General features: G+C 40.7%; 9 protein-coding genes and 1 tRNA gene. 6 read left to right on the top strand and 4 right to left on the bottom strand.

The genetic code is table 11. From position 1 onward, the window contains the following. Positions 1-52: 52 nt before the first annotated feature. Positions 53-9,406, bottom strand: coding sequence for a Rib/alpha-like domain-containing protein (locus tag HXT50_RS03500; RefSeq protein WP_421777027.1), 9,354 nt, complete (start codon positions 9,404-9,406; stop codon positions 53-55). A 714-nt stretch (positions 9,407-10,120) separates the two neighbouring features. Here HXT50_RS03500 and HXT50_RS03495 point away from each other — a divergent pair. The 4 genes from HXT50_RS03495 to HXT50_RS03480 all read left to right on the top strand — a co-directional run bounded on the left by HXT50_RS03495 (position 10,121) and on the right by HXT50_RS03480 (position 13,576). Continuing rightward, complete coding sequence (locus HXT50_RS03495) at positions 10,121-10,684, top strand: DUF4190 domain-containing protein (RefSeq protein ID WP_240321012.1); 564 nt, start codon at positions 10,121-10,123, stop codon at positions 10,682-10,684. A gap of 220 nt (positions 10,685-10,904) precedes the next feature. After that, the gene (locus HXT50_RS03490) at positions 10,905-11,387 is read left to right on the top strand and encodes a holo-ACP synthase (protein ID WP_421777026.1); all 483 of its coding nucleotides are present in this window, start codon (positions 10,905-10,907) and stop codon (positions 11,385-11,387) included. 120 nt (positions 11,388-11,507) lie between these two features. Next, positions 11,508-11,581: transfer RNA gene (locus HXT50_RS03485), tRNA-Gly, on the top strand. Between the two features lie 138 nt (positions 11,582-11,719). Further along, positions 11,720-13,576, top strand: a complete 1,857-nt coding sequence (locus tag HXT50_RS03480) for a GH25 family lysozyme (protein ID WP_421777025.1) — start codon at positions 11,720-11,722, stop codon at positions 13,574-13,576. Between the two features lie 325 nt (positions 13,577-13,901). Here HXT50_RS03480 and HXT50_RS03475 read toward each other — a convergent pair whose 3' ends face one another. Next, positions 13,902-16,094: a hypothetical protein gene (locus HXT50_RS03475; RefSeq protein WP_407645753.1), complete on the bottom strand. Its 2,193-nt coding sequence runs from the start codon at positions 16,092-16,094 to the stop codon at positions 13,902-13,904. A gap of 268 nt (positions 16,095-16,362) precedes the next feature. After that, positions 16,363-17,493, bottom strand: coding sequence for a LicD family protein (locus tag HXT50_RS03470; protein ID WP_421777024.1), 1,131 nt, complete (start codon positions 17,491-17,493; stop codon positions 16,363-16,365). A 264-nt stretch (positions 17,494-17,757) separates the two neighbouring features. On the opposite strand from HXT50_RS03470, the gene HXT50_RS03465 reads away from it, so the two are divergent. Both HXT50_RS03465 and HXT50_RS03460 read left to right on the top strand, forming a co-directional pair. Then, positions 17,758-19,554: a phosphotransferase gene (locus HXT50_RS03465; RefSeq protein WP_415696121.1), complete on the top strand. Its 1,797-nt coding sequence runs from the start codon at positions 17,758-17,760 to the stop codon at positions 19,552-19,554. 98 nt (positions 19,555-19,652) lie between these two features. Continuing rightward, positions 19,653-20,618, top strand: a complete 966-nt coding sequence (locus HXT50_RS03460; RefSeq protein WP_116442827.1) for a DMT family transporter — start codon at positions 19,653-19,655, stop codon at positions 20,616-20,618. Here the strand turns inward: HXT50_RS03460 and HXT50_RS03455 are convergent. Continuing rightward, the gene (locus HXT50_RS03455; RefSeq protein WP_421777023.1) at positions 20,553-22,187 is read right to left on the bottom strand and encodes a hypothetical protein; all 1,635 of its coding nucleotides are present in this window, start codon (positions 22,185-22,187) and stop codon (positions 20,553-20,555) included. The genes HXT50_RS03460 and HXT50_RS03455 overlap by 66 nt on opposite strands. Positions 22,188-22,261 lie beyond the last annotated feature (74 nt).

Genomic DNA, 22,261 nt, shown 5'->3' with positions numbered 1-22,261 from the left:
TTGGTTTATTTAGTTTTGTGGTTTATGCTGACTATTTCCCAGCATGTACACCTTACTTGCGCTTCCTTTTGCGAGCAATAACAGCAATCGCTCCACCTATTGCTACTGCAAATGCTGCAACAGCTCCTGCAGCAGCAATAGCGGCTCCAGTGTTACTCAGATTTGAAGTAGTAACCTTACCGGATGAGTGCCGTGCCGGAGCGTTATTTGCTACGTTCTTCGCGTTGCTTGTATTTTGCTTTACAGAGTCTGAATCAGACTTATTCTCATTAGATTCTTGAGTTTTAGCAGTTTGGGTTTGCTGCTTATTGTCTTTAGAATCTTGCTCTTGTTTCTGGTCTTCGCTTTGATCTTGTTCATGATCTTCTCCCGGAAGTGGCTCTGGAAGAATATCAGGAAGCTCGTCAGGAAGCGGTGAAGGAGTTGGCAAAGGCGATGGAGTCCCTGTTGGGTTTGCTCCAGCTGTGCCTGTTACTTCTGGAGAAGTAGTTTCACCCTTCTTCGATTTCGCAGTGATTTGGGTATTGTCTTTTATCTTATTCGCTGGAATCGTTACTTTACCAGTAGTTGGATCAACTGTTACGCCTTCTGGAGCTTTTCCGTCAAACGTCCACTTGCCGTCCGTTCCTTTCTTCACTCTGATTGTTACGAGTGTAGAAGGAGTGGTATCAGGCGCTGGAGTTGGGGTAGGTGTTGGGGTAGGTACTGGTGTTGGTGTTGGAACCAACGGGGAACCAGGAATAGAGATTCCAGGTATTTCACCAGCCGCTCCAGTTCCTTCAGGAGTGTATGTAATCTCCATAGAATCAGCGTCAGATGGTGGTGTAACAGTTGCAGAGCCCTGCTCGGCACCATCTTGTGGTGTTACCACAAGTGGCCTGTCTGTTGGGATAGGCGTTGGAGTTGGTGCAGGCTTCTCCTTTTCGCCAACTTTAGCAGTTACCACTTCTGACTTGCTCTTGCCAGTCTTATCGCTACTGTCTTCTGATTGCGCAGTAATAGTGCTACCGTGCTTAATCTTGTTTGCTGGAATCGTAACAACGCCAGTTTGCGGATCAACAGTCACGCCGTTAGGTGCAGAGCCGTCAATCTTCCACTCATGCTTATCGCCTTCAGCAACAACGGTAATCGTTGCGGTTGTTTCACTGCCTTCTGGCGTGTAGGTAATTACAACCTTGTTGACACGAGTATCCGTGAGATCCGGCGTTACGCTAGCGCCACCATTGGTTGGAGTGTCAATCTTTGGCTTAGTAATATTTCCGCTGACAGTAATATTTATACTATCGCCCGTCTTTGCATCATCACCCTTACCGTTGGTTGGCGTGAGGGTGACGATAGCACCAGGCTTTTGCTTCGGGATAGTAATAGTGAAGTTGCCATCTTTATCTGCAACGCCACTTCCTATTTCCTTGCCCTTTTCGTCGGTAACAATTACCTTCGCGCCTGGAAGCGTCTTTCCAGTGATGATTTGCTTAGTAGAATCATCTGGATTGTCTTTTAGCGTTTGCTTGGTAATCTGCGGAGTCTTAAAGCCGGTTACAGCAGTAGCAGGATCAGATGGTTTATCCGTCTTGTTCTTAGCTACTGCAGTAATAGTGCTACCGTCTTCCAAGTCTTTTGCCGGAATCGTAACAACGCCAGTTTGCGGATCAACAGTTACACCTTCTGGAGTGTCTCCGTCAATCTTCCACGTGCCGTCATCACCCTTCTTGACAATAATTGTCTGTTCTGGCTTTTCTGGACCGTTAAGCGGATTTGGCTTGTCGTTAATCACAATCTTGACAACGTTTTCATCGCCGTGTGGCGGTGTTACAGTTACGTTTCCGCCGTTCTTGTGATCGTCGGTTGGTACCGTAATCTTTGGCTTTTGTGGCTTAGCAGTAACTTTTACTTCTACTGGAGTGCCTTCGTTATTACCCTTGCTTGGAACAAGCTCGAGTTTTGTGCCAGGATCCTTCTTATCGATTTCGATAGTGAAGTTTCCGTCTTTGTTAGCAGTTCCAGTACCAACAGTCTTACCGTCTTTGTCTTTGACAGTTACGGTGTTTCCTGGCTGAGTTTTACCAGTAATAGTGGTCTTATCAGGCTTATCTGGTGTGTTCTCGGCTTTGTCATCGTTGATAAATGGCTTGTCTTTATCCACAACGTTTACTTTTACTGTTACATTCACAGGAGTTGTAATATCCGGAATATTTACAACAACAGTTCCAGTTTGCTCACCAGTATTAGACGTTGATGGCTTACCGTTAGTTGCCCAAGTAAATGTGGTTTTCTCAGGGAAGTCACCATTATTGGCAATCATGTCTTTTGGATCCGGCAAAGCGGAGTCTTTTTGCACGTTTACCGTCTTGCCTTTTGGATTTGGCACAACGAGCACGTTGACTGGAATGTCAACATCTGGCTCGCCATCCACCTTAACAGTCACAATTCCTGGCTGGTTGCCAGTCTTTGACGTATCAGGCTTCTTCTTCCAAGAAATACTAGCATCCTTAGGTAGATTATTAATAACATCCTTTGGCTGAGGAGTGGTATCCTTGCCGTCAGTCTTTTGCAGCACGGTTACGTCTTTTCCTTCAGGAGATGCTGTAACAGTAATTTTTACAGTCACTTCTTTAGGCTTTTGTCCTGGAACAGTTACCACAACGTTTACTGTTTTTTCGCCAGTTGTAGATGTGTCTGGCTTGCCAGACTTTCCGTCTTTGCCTGTACCCCAAGTAAAGGTAGTTCCGTCTGGGAACTTATCCTTGTTTTCAATGCTGTTCTTAGGATCAGGATCGCTGTTCTGAATAACGGAGGTGTCCTTTGCCTTAGGCTCAGGAGTTACGTTCACAGTAACTTCTACATCAGCAGAAGTTCCAGGCTTTCCATTTACACCTGGAACAGTGACGGTTATTGTGCCTTTCTTGTTGTTGCCAGACTGTTTAGTATCTGGCTTAGTTTTCCACTCGAACTTAGTGCCCTTAGGGAACTTATTCTTATCGGTAGAATCCTTAATAACATCACTTGCGATTGGGAAATCTGTTCCATTTTGTGGAATGTTCACAATATTCGCTTCTGGCGTTGGCAAAACATTAACCGTTACAGGCACCTCTACAGGGGATTGACCTGGGAGGGTAACAATAATCTTGCTGTTCTTTTTGCCAGTATTGTTAGTGTCCGGTGTATCTTCCTTACTCCACTTGAACTGAGTGCCATCAGGGAATTTACTCTTATCGCTAGAATCCTTAATAACATCTTTAGCTTCTGGCAACTTGCCTTTTTGTAGCACGTTGACTTCAGATGCAGTTGGGTCAACAACGTTTACAGTCACTGGCACTTCTTGAGAAGGCTGATCTGGAACTGTTACAACAACAATGCCTTGCTTGTTTCCAGCTGTCTTGGTGTCTGGCTTGCTGTCTTTATTCCACTCGAAGGTGGTTCCATCAGGGAACTTATCCTTATTGGGAATCATGTCTTCTGGCTTAGGTTCCGCATCCTTTGGCACAGTCACAACTTGCGGTGTAGCAGTTGGAGCCTTAATAATTACAGGCACGTTGATCACGGTTTTTGATCCATCCGGATACGTAATTGTTACAGGCACTTCAAACTTGCCAGCCTTATCTCCAGCAGGAATCTTATCCTTATCGCCATCAGCAATAGAGTAAGTTAGCTTATTTTTTTCGCCTGCTGGCCAAGTAGGAACGCTTACTTTGCTTGTAATGTCAGTGTCTGTTGGCTTTCCGCTGTCGATATTCCTTTCAAGCGGTTCAGCTTGTGGATTATGCGTATTCGCATCCGTGTCCTTAACAACCACATGAACTTTTACAGTGTCACTAGTTCCATCTGGGTAAGTAACAGTAACCGGCACGTCTCTTTCGCCTGGAGTATCAGTATTTGGTAGCGTTGCTCCATTGCTTACGGCCTTATCTGGTTGTTTTTTTCCGGTTGGATAATTAGGCACACTTACTTGATTAGTAATATCTTCATTACTAATCGTTTCGCCGTGCTTCTTCGTAAGAGTTTTAGCGGTTGGTTCGTAAGAGTCTGAATCCTTATTCAAGATTGTAACGTTTACGTCCACATCTTCGCTTGTGCCGTCCGGATAAGTTACTGTTACCGTTACCGTGTAAACTCCAGGATTTGACTTTTCCCCTGGAATCTTCTTAGTATCCTTGACTTTGTAAGAGATTTTAGTTGCATCTCCAACAAAGTGTGGAACTGTCACCTTATCAGTAATATCCTTCTTGCTAATAGTTGAGCCGTAAGGCTTTTCTAGCGTAGAAGACGTTGGCGTGTAAATATCTTTGTCAGTATCCCTAACTACCACTGGAACTTCAAGAACAACTTCTGACCCATCTGGGTATGTGACCTTAACAGGAACATTAGTTGTGCCAGTCTTAGTCATATCAGGCAAGTTGTTTTTGTTTACAAGCTCTACTTTTGTTTTGCTCTTATCCGGGGTCTTGCCATCAACTGTAGAAGTCTTTACAGCATTCTTAATGTCATCAGCAGTGATTTTATCCCCACGGTTTTTCTTAACTTCGCCTGCGCTTGGTGCGTAAGTCTTGGTATCAGGATCTCCAGTAGTAACTTTTACTGTAACGCGAGATTTGGAGCCATCAGGATACACAATATTAACGTTAATATTTACGTCGCCAGGAGTTGTACCATTTGGAATATCGTTAGCATTTTCAACAGTTACGGTTGGTTTAGGCTTACTACTGTCAAAAGTAACGTGATTCTGTACTTCATCTGCATTAGACTTTTCGCCATACTTCTTCGTTATATCAGTAACAGTTGGCTTATTTGTTTCGCTTTGTGGCTCGCCAATTTTTACCTTAACAACTGTATAATTTTCTGAACCATCCTTATAGGTGATTGTTACAGGAATATTGAAATCGCCAGCTTTAGTTCCGTCTGGAATGTTACTTGGGTTGTCAATAGCAATATTTGCGCCAGTAGGAAGCGCTGTATCTTTACCCTGCTTATCTTTAAGACTAATGCCTTTATCCTTGCCAACACCAGTAATTTTACCGGATATGTTGTCAGTCTTTGGCTTCGAGTTGTAAGCAAACGTAAGCGTATTGCCTTGTGGGTTGTAGCTCTTGCTCTGCGGATCGCCAATCTTAACTTTTACTGTGGCGTATCCAATAGAGTTATCGCTATACGTTATCTTTACAGGAACTTCGTATGTGCCAGGTTCAGTTCCGCTAGGAATCTTGGTTTTGTCGGAAATTTCAATTGTTGTATTTCCTGTAGGAACTTTGCCAGTAGGCCAAGATATTCCGCCGCCAGTAGAAGTGCTTGTTATGGAATCTTCTATTTGCTTCTTAGTAGAGCCGTAAGACTTTTCTACAGTGTTAGATTTTGGAATATGTGTTCTGCTAAGAGCAGTAGCAATAGTGACAGGAACTACAACTTCCGTCGTGGAACCGTCTGGGTAAGTAACAATTGCTGTAACCTTAGAGTTTCCAGAAGTTTTGCCATCTGGTAAAGTTTGTCCAGCTTTTACAGAAACTACTGGTTTCTTAGTTTGATCTTTAATCTTATAGTCAGTTGTTATTGCATCTTGAATGTCTTTAACAGTTACTGCTTTATTAAATGGTTTTTTGACTTGCTTTGATGTGGCTTTGTGCTCCTCTGCGCTCGTATATACAGCAATCTGAATAGGGAGTTCAGATTTATTACCAGCCTCGTCTGTTACAGTAACAGTACGGCTCCAATGTTGATCTACTACTTCGTTGGTTGGTGCTGTGCCAGTTATATGCACAATAGCAGGGTTCTTAACACTGTGGTTGCCTGCATTGTCAACTGTTAAATTAGTTTTAGTAATTCCGCAATCAGGTACATTGTTATCCAAGCTTGCGCCGACTATTTTGCCAGTGTTGTCATGAACTTTCAGTGTAAGGTCAAACTTCTCACCGCGATGAACTTTCAGCAAGTAATGATCTTTGCCTCCATGTGATGCTGTTCCTAAATCAGGCTTTTCAATAACAGGCTTAATAGTATCCGTAACAGTAAGCTTTGGCGAAACGTCTACGTGAGAACCGTCCGGGAACGTTATGCGAATTGTAGCAGTTGTATCTTTGCCAGGCTTATTCCAATCTGGTTCTTTAACCCAAGAATACGTGGTACCTTTTGGCAAATCTTTCTTGCTAGTTTCCGAGATACCATCCTCAGCCTTTGGATGATTGTTATTATTGCCGTCAGCAGGAATGTTATGAGTTATATCCTTTGGAGTAATCTTGCTAAACTTATCTGCTTGAGTGTGCACAATAAAACGAATTGGAAGATTAGTTTTATTTCCAGAACCATCAACTGCTACAAGAGTCCTAGAGTACGCTCCGGCAGCCATGCCATTCGGCACATTGCCTGCAATCTTTATAGCTCGAGGATCATTTTCGGAACCAGCGCCTTGCTTTGTTGCAAAATCAGATGTAGTCAAGCCTGTTAATAAACTATTAATATTCAAATCTGTAACTTTGCCACTGTTGTCGGTTGCAGTTATTTTCAGTTCGCACTTGTCACCGTGGTACGTGTCAATCTTTGTGTAACTTGTTTTGCCTTCAGTAACCTTTTCGGTTACTTCAGTCCAAGTGTCACCAGGGCCTTTCTTGTACACCTTTATTACTGGTTTCACTGTATCTTGAACTGTTACAGCTACAGGAATCTCCTTAGTTTCTCCTCCAGGAATGCTGACTTTTACTTTGCCTGGCTTTTCTTTCCCGGTTGAATTGGTTTCAGGTTTAGTAACCCAAGTGTATGTTGTTCCAGAAGGAACATTCTTGCTGTTTTCAAATATCTTCTTAGCGTCATCATTAGTAAGTTTATGACCTAAGTCAACGGTAATAGGATTTGCTTTTAGCTCGTAAGGTTGCTTAACTGTTAGTTTCACTTCCTTCTCAGTTTTGTTTCCAGCAGCATCGGTAACTGAGAACTTAAGCTTGTGTTCTCCAACTTCGCTTGCTTTCATGCCGAGTATCGTAATTTTTACTTTGCGATCTTTTGGATTATCTTGTGTTCCTTGATAATCAATCTTCAAACGTGAAAAATCACCATTTACAAGTTTCGCTAACGGAGCTGCAATATTGAAGTCGTCAATTTTAATATCATCTTTTGCTTCAAGATTAAAGCTTAAGTCTTCTCCAACTTTTGCAGTTGCATCGTTTGCTGTAAGTGTTGGCTTTTGTTTATCTTCTGTAGCTTGATGGTTTTCACTTCTATCGGAAGATAAATTGAAGGTATTTGTATGTTTATCCTGAGAATTGTTGTATGAACTGCTTGTAACTGCATACACGTTTCCTGCAGGTATGCCACCAGCTACAGTAATAGTTGCTTTACCGTCTTTGATTTCAGTAGTAGAGCCAATTACGCTACCTTTGGCATCGTATAAGGTAACCGTGTTTGTGGCGTCTGGTATAAACCCAGTGCCGACGTTTACTACTACTTTCTGGTTTTTAATTTTTGCGCGACCGTTCAAATCCGTTTCAATAACAGGTGTTTTCGGCTTAACGTTAAATGTTACAGTAGTGTCTTTGCGGCTACCGTCTGTGTAATTTACTCTGACAGTGTTATTAAATTTGCCAATTGTGCTGGAATTAGGCTTTCCGCCGTACCATTCGACTTTTTGCGGCTTAACTTTATTGCCAGAATTATTTTCGAGTGTTATGTAATCGCTTGGTTGTTTAAGTTTATCCCCAACGGTTACAGCGTTCTCGCTGCCTTTTGGTGCGTGCTCAAAAGCGAGTGGCTTTTTAACTATTACAGGAATGTTCACTAGATGGTAGGATCCATCTGCATATATGATTTTTGATGCGACTTGCAGAGTGTTACGAGAATGTTTGAAATGGCTTTCGGACAGTTTTGTCTTTGGCAACTTCTTGTCAATAAAAGTTATTGTACCTTTTCCATCATTGCCTTGAATCTGCTGCTTGAGCTCATCTTCGGTAAGCGTATGCCCCCAATCAACAGTAATTGGTGTAGCAGTTGGTTCTTTGTACTTCTTATTCAGGTTCCTAAGATGTACAGTGACTTTCTTTTCCGCTTTGTTGCCGGAAGCGTCGGTTGCAGAAACAGTAATCGTGTAGTCGGAGTTTACTGGCGTATTACCGTTCTTGTTCTCAAACTTAACGTCTTTAACTTCGTGGTTGTAGTGATTTTTTTCAGTCGCGTCAAAACCGTCGTTGCTCTTGTCTGTAAAGTTTGCGTTCTTTATGCTATCTGGGAATCCGCCTACAGAGAAATTAGTTACCTTTTCGCTATTGTCGGAAGTGCCGAAAGAGATCTTTGGCGACTCGCCCTGATACACGGTAATGCTACTGGAATCATCTGTAAGCTCCTTGCCATTAAAATACAGCTTTGGAGGGATTTTATCGCTTTTTGTGCGCTTAAGATTTGGTTCACTCCAGCGCTCGCGACCAGAAATAAAGGTATATGCGGAGTTAGTAGTAGTTCCATAACTACTCGTATTTGCTAATGTATAAGCATCTTGAATGTCCTCAAGAGTGACTCCTTGACGTAATTTTACTTTGCAATGCATGTGTACTGCGTAGTTGACGTTTGTGGTTCTTAAACCAATGCCATAACTGTACTTACTGTAAATACCTTTCAGTGTTGTAGCATTGCTAATGACTCCGTCGCCTGCATTGTTGTGGAAAGTAGCATTCAAATCTTGTCTGTTGCTGGCTCCCATACGTATACCTAAGGTATACAAATAGATAGAACCATTGTGATCATTATCCTTTCCTAAGAAACCAGTAACAAATGATTTACTATTATCTTTTTCGAACAAGCCAATGTCGCGTGAAAGAACAGCATTTGTCATTTGTGGATTAGCTTGATTGCGTTTATAGAAATCAAAGGAAACATCGCTTAATGTGTCACCTTTGTAAGAACCGTCACCTTTTAAATCTGCAATTGCATAAGGAATCTGCCACATATATTGGTGTTGTGTAGAATGGGTGACCATAGATTTACCATCGTTGTTAAAGAACACATCGAAGACTAAGTATTGGTCGTTTCCATTCTTTTCAAGATATGCGTACATATCCGATTTCTTGGTGGTGTTATCGTATTCACCTAAATCGGCTGTTGAACCAGTGTTTCCATTGCTGTTAGCAAAGCGATACCTCTGGAACTCAAGAATATTTGGCGTGTGTAACCAAGGAGTAGTAGTGTCTGCGCTACGCACTTCTTGCGCAAAAGCTGCCGTAGTTGGAGGAAGAAGAATATTAGAGGATGCGAGGATTGGCTGACCGCCTAAGCAAGTGGCGGCAGTAAGAACTGTGGCAAGTGTGCTCAATGACACCTTGCGCATGGTAGCAGACGCGGAAGTTGCGTTCGTTTTTGCTGCGTAATATGCGCATGTGTTTGCAAATGCGCTCGTAGCTTTTTTGCTAGAGAGCTTTTTGCGAGTGTTATTTGCCATAGTATTCCCCTTGTTTTGGTTTTAACTTTTACTTCTATGAGTGCGTTTTATTCTAAACTTATGTCCATTTTTTCTATACTTATTCGTTATTTTTTCATAACGAATACTGGCATAAATATTTATGCGCATACACATAATTCATAATATTATACAGTATTTTATTAAAGTTTATATAATTTTTTTATTGTTAGATATATAACAACTTTAAAATTTTCTGCCGGGGGGGGGGGGTGCTCTATGTATAAAATATTGTCATAACGACGGATTATTTAAAATTATCTAAAATTTTATCGTTTTATAGTAATTTATTCGCATATGAATTAATCGCACTTGTAGCGTTTCTCACGCACATGCTTAAGCAGGTCGTAGCGTGCGTAATTTTCTGGCGTTTGCTGTCGTTTTTGTAGTTTTGGAAAACATTTTCCGTGATTTTCTCGGCGTTTGCTACTGCAGTGAAGAATCACGTAAGTAATTGTTGATTTAAATATATTTTATACAAGATTTTATATAGTATTTTTGCGTAGAACATAAAAATGTCAAATACGTTATGTGTTGACGCTTAATTAATTAATTAATGTTGTATGTGTTGCATGGCTTACATGTGTTGTATAATCGCATTGTTTGTCTTATCGTTTGACAATCGAAATTATTTGGAAAGCTTTATGAGCTACATGGAATTGTATTACTTGTATTGCTTTTGCAGATGGAGGGAAAATGGACGAAAATAACCAGCAGGTTCCGCAAGCTCAGCCGGTTCCTCAAGCTCAGCCAGTCCAACAGACTTACACTCAGCCAGTCCAACAGCAGCCATACGCTCAGCAGCCTCAGCAGTCTTATGCTCAGCAACCTCAGCAACCGTATGCTCAGCCTGCTCAACAGCAGCCTTACGCTCAGCAGCCTTATGCTCAGCAGCCTCAGCAGCCATATGGTCAGCAACCAATGTATATTCAGCAGGCTCCTGTTTCAGGCTTGGCTGTTGCATCATTAGTTCTTGGAATTATTGGTACCATATTTGCTTGGGTACCTGTATTCACTATTATTTGGTGGGTTTTGGGTATTCTGTCTGTTATTTTTGCTGTTCTTGCAATGCGTAACACCAAGGCTGGTGTTCCAGGTGCCAAGCGTGGTCACGGTATGGCTGTTGCAGGATTGGTTCTTGGAATTATAACTATTATTATTGCTGCTTATATTCAAATTACTGTGGTCAGCAAGATTGATGCCTTTGTTAACGGTGTGAATGATTTGCAGAGCAGCTATTCTCGTTCTTATAATTATTAAATTCGCATAAAGTAATTTTGTAATAATAAGTTCTTTAGTAATAATTAAAAATTTACTTGTAAAGGCGGGTGTTGTGCATCCGCCTTTACTTTTTACCTAACGAAATATGCTTATATAGTAATAATAGTATGCAATTTAAAAGTAGGTGCGCATAAAAGTAGGTGCGTGTAAAACATGTGTGCATTCTAAAAGTAGGTATGCATGCTAAAAGTAGGTGTGTATGATTGCAGGAATAGGGCACGACTTGGTAAACGTTGCGCAGTTTGCTCAGCAGATGCAGGATGGCAATGGTTGGCGTGCGCTGTTTTCTGTGCGAGAGCTTCGACAATGTGATCTTCGTGCGCAAGTGAAGAATGATGAGAAAGCTTTACATATTGCAGCACGTTGGGCTGGCAAAGAAGCTGTGATTAAAGCGTGGTCCGAGGCGTTATGCACAATAAATAACCCTTATCCATATAGTCTGGATAACATGCCGTGGGCGAGTATTGAGATTCTTAACGATTCCCATGGTTGCCCGCGCGTTATTCTCAGCGCAGATGTGCATTCGCAACTTGTAAAATCGCTTTTCAGTGCGCACAACGAGTGCGTAGATAGTAGCGAGCATATAGATAATATTCGTTGGCATATTTCGCTCAGCCATGACGGATTATTAGACGATAATTCAGCTTTCGCATCAGCTGTTGTAATGCTTGAAGTCTTATAAGAAAAGATACAATATAAGAAAAATATGTTTTGTGCACTTGTGTCGATGTCACAAGCATCTGTATACTTGAACGAGTCGATATTTGTGCGTGAATATTTCGTGCAAGTATGGTGCGTAATTGCGGACGTAGCTCAATGGTAGAGTCTCAGTCTTCCAAACTGATTACGCGGGTCCGATTCCCGTCGTCCGCTCCATTTTTTATTTTTGCTTTACGTTTTGCAATTCTCTTTTTAATGGTTTATTTATTTCAGTTTTTTGTAAAAATCACATATTTTTGCATATTATTTTCACATTTCTATTGAATTTATGCTTGTTATTAGGGTGCTATTGCTATGGTAGTAGCGGAGAAACACGTAAAAAACATGTCTGGAGGACTCGTGGGACAGATTATCGTACGTGTATTAGCTGGATTAGTATCGGCTGCTACTGCTTTCACTATGAATGTCGTTGCGCCGCAAAAATCTTCATCGATTGAACATGTGAATACTAATGTGCATGCAAATGTGCGTGCTAATGTGCATACCAAAAGTGTTGTTAAGCCTATTATTCAATCACATTCTGGCACTGTGTATCAAAGCTCGTTTATTGATAATGAGTATGGTGCGCATTGGAGCGATGCTGATGGCACTACGGCTTTTATCGATGGAAATGATGATGTGTTTGTCAATAACGCTAAGGCGGTTATTGACGTTTCTGAGCATCAAAAAGAAATTGATTGGGATGCTGTAAAAGCTTCTGGAGTAGATGGTGCGATTATTCGTATTAGCTATGGCTGGGATAATGGCTATGACAAGCAAGCTTTGCGCAATATTAGCGAATGCAAGCGTCTTGGTATTCCATTCGGCATTTATATGTATTCTTATGCTGAAAAAGCTGAAGATGGTGCTGCTGAAGGTGCCGACATTGTAAATCTTTTACAGGGTGCTGGAGTAAGTCCTCAAGATTTAACGTATCCTGTTTATTACGATTTGGAAAAGTGGAGCTGGAGTGGTCATAAACCACCAACATCCCCATATGTTTACCAGGATATTGTTGCTTCCTGGTGGAATCAGTTAGTTTCTGCAGGCTACCATAAGCTCGGCGTTTACTCTTATACAAATTATTTGAGAGGACCATTAAATTCTCAGTATATTCACGAGCGTACAAGCTGGGTTGCTAGCTACGGTTCTCGTGTAGGCTTCCCTATTTCTACAGCATTGCGCGGATGGCAGTACACTTCCGACGGCAGCGTTGACGGAATTGATGGTCGCGTTGATTTGAACGCATTTGGCATGGTTGATGGCAGCGAAATCAATGGTGTTTCTGAGTTTGGTAACACGATTACTAACACCAGCACAAATTCTTCGCAAGAAGTTGGAGACGGCTGGAAAGTAAGTAAGAAAGCAAATCGCCGCGATCTTTGGACCAACGGAGATAAAAGCTTTATTCTTCAGTACGAATTGCGCGACTCCTACTATGGTCACGGCGGTTACGCTCGTCTTGGTGCTCCTGTTGCAGACGAAGAAAACTTGGGAGGCGGCTGGTGGCGTCAGCGTTGCCAGCATGGCGACGTGTTTACCCAGGGTCGAGATAAGAAGTATGTAATTCAGTATGAATTGCGTGACTCTTACTACAAGCATGGTGGCTATGGTCGTCTTGGCGCTCCTGTTGCAGACGAAGAAAACTTGGGAGGCGGCTGGTGGCGTCAGCGTTGCCAGCATGGCGACGTGTTTACGCAGGGTCGAGATAAGAAGTACGTGATTCAGTATGAATTGCGTGACTCTTACTACAAGCATGGTGGCTATGGTCGTCTTGGCGCTCCTGTTGCCGATGAGGAGAATATGGGTGCTGGCTGGTGGCGTCAGCAATGCAAGAACGGTGACGTTTGGACGCACGGCAAAGACATTAAGTACGTGATTCAGTTCGAGTTACGCGACTCTTACCAAGGGCATCGTGGTGCTGCTTGGCTTGGCGCTCCTGTTGCCGAAGAGGAAAACATGGGTGCTGGCTGGTGGCGTCAGCGTTGCCAAAATGGTGACGTTTGGACGCATGGTAAGGATAAGAAGTTTGTTCTTATGTTCAATCTTCGTAAAGATTACTACGCTCGCGGCGGCTTCGAAAAGCTCGGTGCTCCTGTTGAAGATGAGCATCATGACGGTAATGGTATTTGGCGTCAGGATTGCCAGAAGGCTACATTGCAAGCTAAGTAATTAAGTCTACTAGCTAAAGTGGCCGGTGTGCTCAACAGCATGCTGGCCATTTTTTATATAGTTTATTTTACATTTTGTTTCATGTTGCGCGAGTTTTATTTTCGATATTCTTTAGTATCGTCTATGAGTTTTGTAACTGATTTAATTTTTCGGTTTTGACGAGGCTGGAAAATTTGTGTTTGCGCTTATAGCGCTCGTACACTTTGCGTGTACTTGCTGCTGAGCTTGCGTTGAAAGCACACCGTGCTTTCAACGCAAGCAAGCTCACGCTCCGAGTCGCCTTCGCGCGCTACGCTTTAAGCGCTACGGCAGGTCGTCGCGCAAATCAGCGACCAATCGTAAATAAATCACTCCACTTAAGGAATAAATCAGGGTTTACGTTTTGTATATCTGCAGACGGCTCAGTATGATTACTGAATACTAATAAACCAACTATTACAATAGTTACCGCTGCACAAAGCACAGCTGGAATATACAAACGCAAAGACGATTGCTCAGCAATTGCACAATCTTTTTCACAAGTAATATCAATATCTTTGCTATAAGGCTTAACTCTGTGAAGCATACTCATTATTGCAATCAAAATGAATATAATAATCGAATCGCAATAGTAGCGGTACAAATTGCCGCCTAAACAGTAGTTAAGATACAGCAGCAAGAAGGATGCTACTAATCCAACGACTGTCATAATATACTCAATTTTTTGCATAAACTTACGTCTTAATGTAAACAGCCACCAGAAAAGCGGAATCATCATAAGACCGAAAATCATATGCGTGTAGAAAGAATTTCCATAACCTTGATTATTTGCCCAAGGTATAGAGATATATGGGAAATTTTCCGAAATATTAAAAGGTTTTAAGAAATAATTAAGGAAAATATCGCGAATCTTAGTAGGGTCAAAAGATTTACTATTAAATCGCAAATCGAAATTAGTAAGTTGCTCTTCATTGCCAAAATTAAAGAAAGACTTAAAACGCAAGTAGTTATAAGCTAATATTCCAGCTACACCTACGATTGCAGGAACAAGGAAGCTTGAAGCCGCAGCAACGCGATTTGCAATACTTCGTTTCGCGTCAAATAATAGCGCAATAAACAGCGGAGCTATAAAAGCAACAACAGGAATGCACGCGTTTGGCCTAGATCCACACTGTAAAGCAAGACTTATGCCAGCGAGTGCAAAAAGAGCATACCCAGCGCGCGGATGAGTTGCGTGAAGTCGCACAGCTTTAAGAGAAGCGTATACGAATAAGATCCCGAACAGTATTGCGCTAAGCAGAGGCATATAGTAAAGGGATGCTGAAGATTGCAAGTAGAAGATTAAGCATCCAAATGGGAAGGCTGCTGCAGAAAGCAAAAACAGGCAGTAATTGGCACGTATTGCAAAGAATTCAACAACTTCTCTAAGAAGCGCGAACATAGACGGAATAATCGCAACTGCAAATATTGTAACAACTAATATTGCGGAAGGAACTGCATGTGGGAAGAGCAGATTAAAAGGCAAGTAAGTGAGCAGGAATGGTACTATGCCAAAGTAGCAGTAGTAATGATTGTTGTGGAATACCACATCCCAAGGTATGGATACTCCTTTAGAACCCAAGTCCATGCGTTGGCCCCAACTAAACGGGTTTGCGGATTCTACTAATTCTTTAGGTGGCTGCTGCAGCAGAGCCAAAGAGTTTGATTTCCAAGCTTTAAGCTGCTCAGTGTATGGATTTCCGTTGACGCGATCGTATAGGTCAGACGGGAATGGCACTCGTATGCCGTGGCCGTGATATACAACAAAGCACAGGTAGAGCGAGAATCCCATAAGCATTGCGCATACTGCCCAAAAAACTATATTTTGTGCAAGATTGTGGCGGTCGTAGTTAAGCAAATACCACTTTTTCTTGTATACCAAGAATATAAGTGAGCTTGCAACGAAAAGTATTGCCCACATTCCAAAGTTTATGTGCAGCGCAAAAGGCGGATTTACTGTTACAGCTTTGAGTGTAAAAGGAGCTCCTGTTTGGTTGAAGTGTAAGCGAATTTTATAAGCGTCTCCGTGGCTTTCAAATCGAAGTGTTCTAGTGTTGTGTTTTCCTGTAGACATTTGGAAAGAGTCTGCTAGAGTGTACGCGTTTGGAGCTATGCCGAAGTCTTCGATCTCAACAGTTCCTGTAACTAGTGTTACTGGTTTTGTTTGCTCTAACTCAATTTTTATAGCTTTAGTAGCGGAGTTGATGTCGCTTAATATTACATCTGATCCAGAAGTTGGAATATTTATTGTATTTCCAACTATATGAGCTTGATCTTTAGTTTCTTTTTTGCCTGTTTGCGCATTATAGCTGCTGGAGTCTGGTATTGATGCGTTAACTAGAGCAAGTTGTTTTTCTGCATAATTTTTAGAACTATAGGAAAGATATAGATTACTGAAGAAGAAAATAGTAACAAGTCCAGTAATTACAAATATTGTTATAAAGGGTAATATTTTGCGCAATAATGCGTGGGTTTTTAAAAAGTTTTGCGTATTTTGCATAGATGGCATTATTTTTAGTAGAAAACTCTGCATTATGCGCGTACTTTTTTCGTTTGTGCTGTTTTCATGCATTTCGCTTTTTGTCGCTATTGCTGCCACTATTTACCCCACATTATTGTGCGTATCGGTTCTAAAATCTGTTACTTTTAAAGCAAGTATATTGCAAGCGCATGGCAAGTAGCGCGAAGGCTTACCGCTTTATGTATTTTACGATCAATGCCAATGAATGTAATGCGTATACTTGTTACATTCCAGAGTTTAAGCATGATCAGTGCATATAAGGGTTAGTTTCAATATCTTGCTCAATTGCTTCAATAGTATGTTTGTTATTAAGTAACTCACGGCTTACATGCTGCAAGTGCGAAACCATATCTGAAGGAAGCTGATAAATATTCCCATAATAATTGAAGAGAATTTTTTCTGTTTTATTAGGTACTAAAATTGCGAATTTTTCAAATTCTTCTTGCCTAAGCGGGAACATATCCTCATATTGCGATGTGTATATTAATTCAGAATCGACGTTATCAATCCCGTAAATAATATTGCACTCGTTGCTAGTAACGTCATCTGCAATAATATTTTCACTTTTTGCAATATTTTGATATTTGGTGAAAGTATTTTCTATTTCGTCACTAAACTCTTCGCCATCTTCCAAGTATCCGTTTGCGTGCCATTTATTATAGAAAGGTTTAGATTTCAAATCTTTTTTTAATTCTTCACGAATTTCAATAAACCTTTTCTTAGTATGCTCATCGTATTTAGGCATGTAATCGTAGAAGAAAATATCAATGAAGCTGGGGTCTTCAGAATTTTTGTATCGCAATCTAAGCTGCCTGCAGAAAACGTAAGGGTCAAATATAAGCACTGCGCGATAGCGTTTAGACAACTTTTCATCTTTTTTAAGCAATTCAAGAAGCCTATCTACATCGCTTCGCATCATTCCTAAATCTGTATCGTCATCCCAAGGAATAAATCCGCGATGGCGAATAGTGCCAAGCAAAGTACCAAAATCAGCCCAATATTGCAAATTATATTCTTTAGCAAACGTTGCAAATTCATTTAAAAGCGAAGCGCAACCGCGTTGAATAAGTCGCACTGAACCAGTTGCTTGAGGAAGACCATAGTAAAAACGCTTGCGAGCGTCAAAATCGCTTTCATTGTCATGACGGTAGTTTGCCCAAGCTAAGAGAGAAGCGTGCTCTCGATTCGTAAGTATGTCAACGTGCATATTGCGTTGGTTTTCAAGAATTCGCGGCAATTGCTCGTCTAACACGCGTTGCATGCGATCTATGCTGGTTTGTAAATCGCTAACTTGCGCTCTAAGATCTTTTATTGAACGTTTTGATGAAGGACAATGCTCAATAAATTTGCGCATTAGCTTACGAAATACAGACGCCATACTTACACCTTCTGTTGCTTTCTCTCACTTTTACTAGCAAAAGTCATATGGTTACTCATTATATACGTTTTGTTGCTTGCAAGCGACCTATTCTTTACGTGGCTGCACAGTTTCGGTCGGATTCTCGCTAAAAAGCGACATAAACTTTACATGCTTGCGCAGTTTCGGTCGCTTTAGCTGCGCGTTGTTCAAAATAAAAATTTAATAGCTATTTTTGAACACTTGTTGTATAATGAACAAAATACCAACACAAGCGAGGCTCGCATGGCTATCAATCACAACGAATTTAAGCTTCTTACAACGCTATTAAATAACAAAAACAGAAGTGCGCAATTAAGCCAGCGAGACATAGCCTCGCAATCAGGAATTTCACTCGGAACTGTTAATTCAGCAATAAAAAGCGCAGAAAATAAAAATCTTATTGAAACAACAAATGAATTGCGCATCACTGAAGAAGGCATGAAATCTCTTGAACCATATAAAGTACGCAACGCTATTATTATGGCAGCAGGCTTTTCTTCAAGATTTTCTCCTATTTCATACGAGATACCTAAAGGACTAATCAAAGTTCGAGGAGAAGTTCTTATTGAACGCCAAATCAAGCAACTTAACGAAGCTGGGATTAACGATATAACAATTGTTGTTGGCTACAAGCAAGAGCAATTTTTCTACTTAGAAGACGCTTTTAACGTGAAAATCGTGCCCAATAGCGAGTACAGCACGCGCAATAACAACAGTTCAATTATGGCAGTAGCAAACCAGTTATCGAACACTTATATTTGCTCATCCGACAATTATTTCGACGAAAATCCATTTGAAAAATACGTTTGGAAAGCTTATTATTCCGCGCAATTCCAGCAAGGATACACTAAAGAATGGTGCATGACTTGCGGAGCGCATGATCGCATTACAAAAGTCACGATTGGCGGAAGTAACGCTTGGTACATGATTGGTCACGTATATTTTGACGAAGCATTTTCTAAACGATTTATGCAAATTCTTCGTGAAGAATACGATTTGCCACAAACTGCAGGAAAACTTTGGGAAGATATTTTTATTGAACACATTGACGAACTCGACATGCAAATACGCAAGTACGATACGCCAATTATTCACGAATTTGATTCTATTGATGAGCTACGCGAATTTGATCCACTTTTCCTAGAAAATATTGATAGCGCAATTTTTGACCATATCACTCAAACACTTAACTGCAAAAAATCCGATATTCATAACGTTTATCCGCTTAAAAAAGGTCTTACTAATTTATCTTGCCATTTTTCGGTTGACAATAGCGAATACGTTTATAGGCATCCTGGCATTGGAACAGACGTGCTTATTAACAGACAAGCTGAAGCTGAAGCTTTGCAATTGGCTCAAAAACTTGGTTTAGATGGCACTTTTATTACAGCAGACGCTAAAGAAGGTTGGAAGATTTCACGATTTTTGCCAGATTGCCATATTGCAAATATGCACGATCCTAACCAATTACAGGAAAGCTTGAAATTAGTTCGTTCTTTGCATGAAAGTAACGAAAGCGTGCATCGCAACTTTGATTTTTACGCAGAATCTCAGCGCTATATGAAAGAACTTAATGATAGAAATGTAGAAATACCGCCAAAAATCATCGACCTAAGTGTTTTAGCTGACGAGCTTCATAACTTTGTAATTACTCAAGACGGCTCGCATACTTGCCTTTGCCATAATGACATACTAGGCGCAAATATTCTAATAGATCAAAACAATCGCTATCATCTTATCGATTGGGAATATGCTGGAATGTCTGATTACGCTCAAGATTTTGGTACTTTATGTGTTTCAGACGAATTCAATAACACCGAAATAAGCGAAGCAATGCCTATTTATTTAGTGCATACTCCATCTACGCAAGAAAAGCGTCATTTATTGGCTTATATAGGATTTGCAGGATGGTGCTGGCATTTGTGGTCACTTGTTAAACAAGCAGAAGGCGAAAATATAGGAACTTGCATGTACACGTATTACAGCTATGCGAAACGATATATTAACGAAGCTTTAAAAGCTTATGAAAATAATAAATAAATCGACAAACTAATAACAAGCAAGTGAAAGCTAAATAAGCAGCATATAAACAAGCAGAAACAAATCACAAACATCTTCTAACAAGCAAGTAGGTATTTATGAAATATTCGTTTCTAAGTGGACTTTTATGGGGAGTAGATACAGCTCTTCTAGCTCTTTTAACTGCATCATTCGTATTTACAAATAACACATCATACGAAAACAACACTGCTCTAGTAATCTTCACAGGAATTATTGGCGCATTACTTCACGATATTGTATGCGCAATACTCATATGGACTTATATAAGTGTTAGAAAAAAGTGGAATAAAACTTTTGAAATACTAAAAAAGCCAAAAATTCTCACGCCTATTATCATCGGATCCTTACTTGGCGGGCCTATTGGCATGAGCGGATATGTTTTAGCAGCAAGCAATATAGGAGCTGGGTATGCTGCAGCGATTTCCGCACTATATCCTGCTTTTGGAGCAGTTCTTTCCGCAATCGTGCTAAAAGAACGTTTAAGTGTAAAAAAATACGCAGCTTTTACTTTAGCTCTTATAGCAGTAGGAGTACTTGGATATTATTCATGCTCTGATGCGCAAAATACACTAAGCTCTGCAAACATTACAAACACACTATTAGGGTTAGCTGGAGCATTTTTAAGCGTAATCGGCTGGGGAAGCGAAGCTGTAGTATGCGCTTGGGCCGCTAGAAAGCAAAGCGTAGACGACGAAATAATCTTACACATTCGAGAAACAGTATCTGCTATTTCTTACACGATAATCGCGTTAATGCTATGCTTCACAGCCAATATTGCGACAGGTAGCATATTTGCGTCTTCTAAGCTTTTAGCAACTATATCAATGATAATTGCAATAGGTTTACTAGGCACAAGCTCGTATTTAAGCTATTATCGCGGAATTGCACAAGTAGGAGCCTCTCGCGCAATGGCAGCAAACGTCACATACGCTGCATGGGGAATGATTGCATCTTCCATAATTTACCAAACAATGCCATCAATTATTGCTTGGGTTTGCTGCATTACTATTATTTGCAGCACGATTTTCGTAGCGCGAAAGTAGCATATCGAAACCTCGCGCGGCAAACGGAATCATAAGCAAGTATGCTGGCAAAATATATTGCGACTGTGCTTCCCAAACAAGATACAAAACAGCCATTCCTAAGACAATAACAAGCGGAGTAAAATATTCGCAAGAAATTGACTTTTTCTTTCGTAGAGCTACGCATAAGAATAGTGCGGTAAAAGCAACAAGCATAAATTGAAGAGCGTCTAAGAAAGTAAATGTAATAATATTAAGCTTTCCAGAATAAAGCGATCTTAAAACAGGATTCATTTTGCGATCAAGCAAAACTGGTCTATTTGGACCATTCCACTTCCAACTACTTGCAAGTAAAGATTCGTAAGTAGGTTCAAGCCATTCTCCAGCAAATTTTTTAGTGACAAAACTAAAGGCATCACCCGGATTATTTGCGAAATGCCTAAGATTATTGCGCAATAATTCCGTAGATTCTTTCTTAATATCATCTTTGTTATACGTTTTAACGTCAAAGCTCGTAGGATACCCGTTATACCATCCAGGATTATTTGGACCTATTTTGCGAGAGGGATCTGTTGCCATTGCAAGCCAAACAGTAGAAGGCAAACCATCTTTTGCATTATGTCCGAAAGAATTAGCTGAACTTGCCACAGCAACATTACTTAAAGCAAAGAACACAATGGCAAGCAATACGCAAACAGCGTGTTCCCACTTTTTAGAGCGCAAAGCCGACACAATCCACACGACAATCATGCCAATTAAGCAATAAGCCATAGTTGACTTAAGCAATATAGCAAAGAACATGCAAATCAACGACTGAACCGCATTAAGCCAACTTCCACTTTTAATATTTTTAGCATGAAAAATGAGCGCGCCAAAAACAAACGGTAAGCAAACAGTATTGCCGTACGCAAAAGTCGCGTAAAAAATCATAGGCAAAAATGCTGCATACAAAAGTAAAGAAAGAATAGTCACATCCTTATTACGGAACAGCAAATTTACGTAGTATGCAATAAGAATTCCAGTAATAGCAGCGCATAACACGTTCAATACTTCAAAAGCAAGGTACGCGTTAGAGCCAAAAACGATTACCAAAAATCGCATAAGAGAAAGAAGAGGGAATTGGAATGGGAATCTAGTGAAGTAACCGCCCGGGCAAATAATCCACGATAATTCCGACGTATCAGTAGCGCAATTTATAGGTTTTCGATTAGGATCCGCATAATATTGCGCCGCGCTAAACATATAAGCAGGATCCCATTCAGGCCAAGCACGAGTAACTTTTATCCACAAAAATCCCAATACAAGTACATAAGCAAAAACTGCTGCAGCAAAGTATCGAATACGGATTTTATCAAAAACATGCCGTTTCTTTAAAAACACGAAAATAAAGAATAATAAAGCACTTAAAATGAGTACAAATGGCGACTGAAACCATAAAAACTCAAGTCTGTATTCTCCGGGGAAAAGATGAGCAGAAAGAATTAAACTCAGTAATGCTAACGCGCTGAAAAATACAGCTGAACACCATACAATAGCATTGCTAAAAAAGCGCCCGAGCATTACGCTTACATGCTGAAAACGCTCAATCATACTTTTTGAACCTCTCTTTAAAAATTGCTTTTATAAAGTGCCTTCACGAAATTGTATTTATAAAATTATATTTA

The sequence above is a fragment of the Gardnerella sp. KA00243 genome (genome assembly GCF_049244105.1).
Lineage (GTDB): Bacteria > Actinomycetota > Actinomycetes > Actinomycetales > Bifidobacteriaceae > Bifidobacterium > Bifidobacterium leopoldii.
This window is presented reverse-complemented; position numbering and strand designations above follow the sequence as displayed.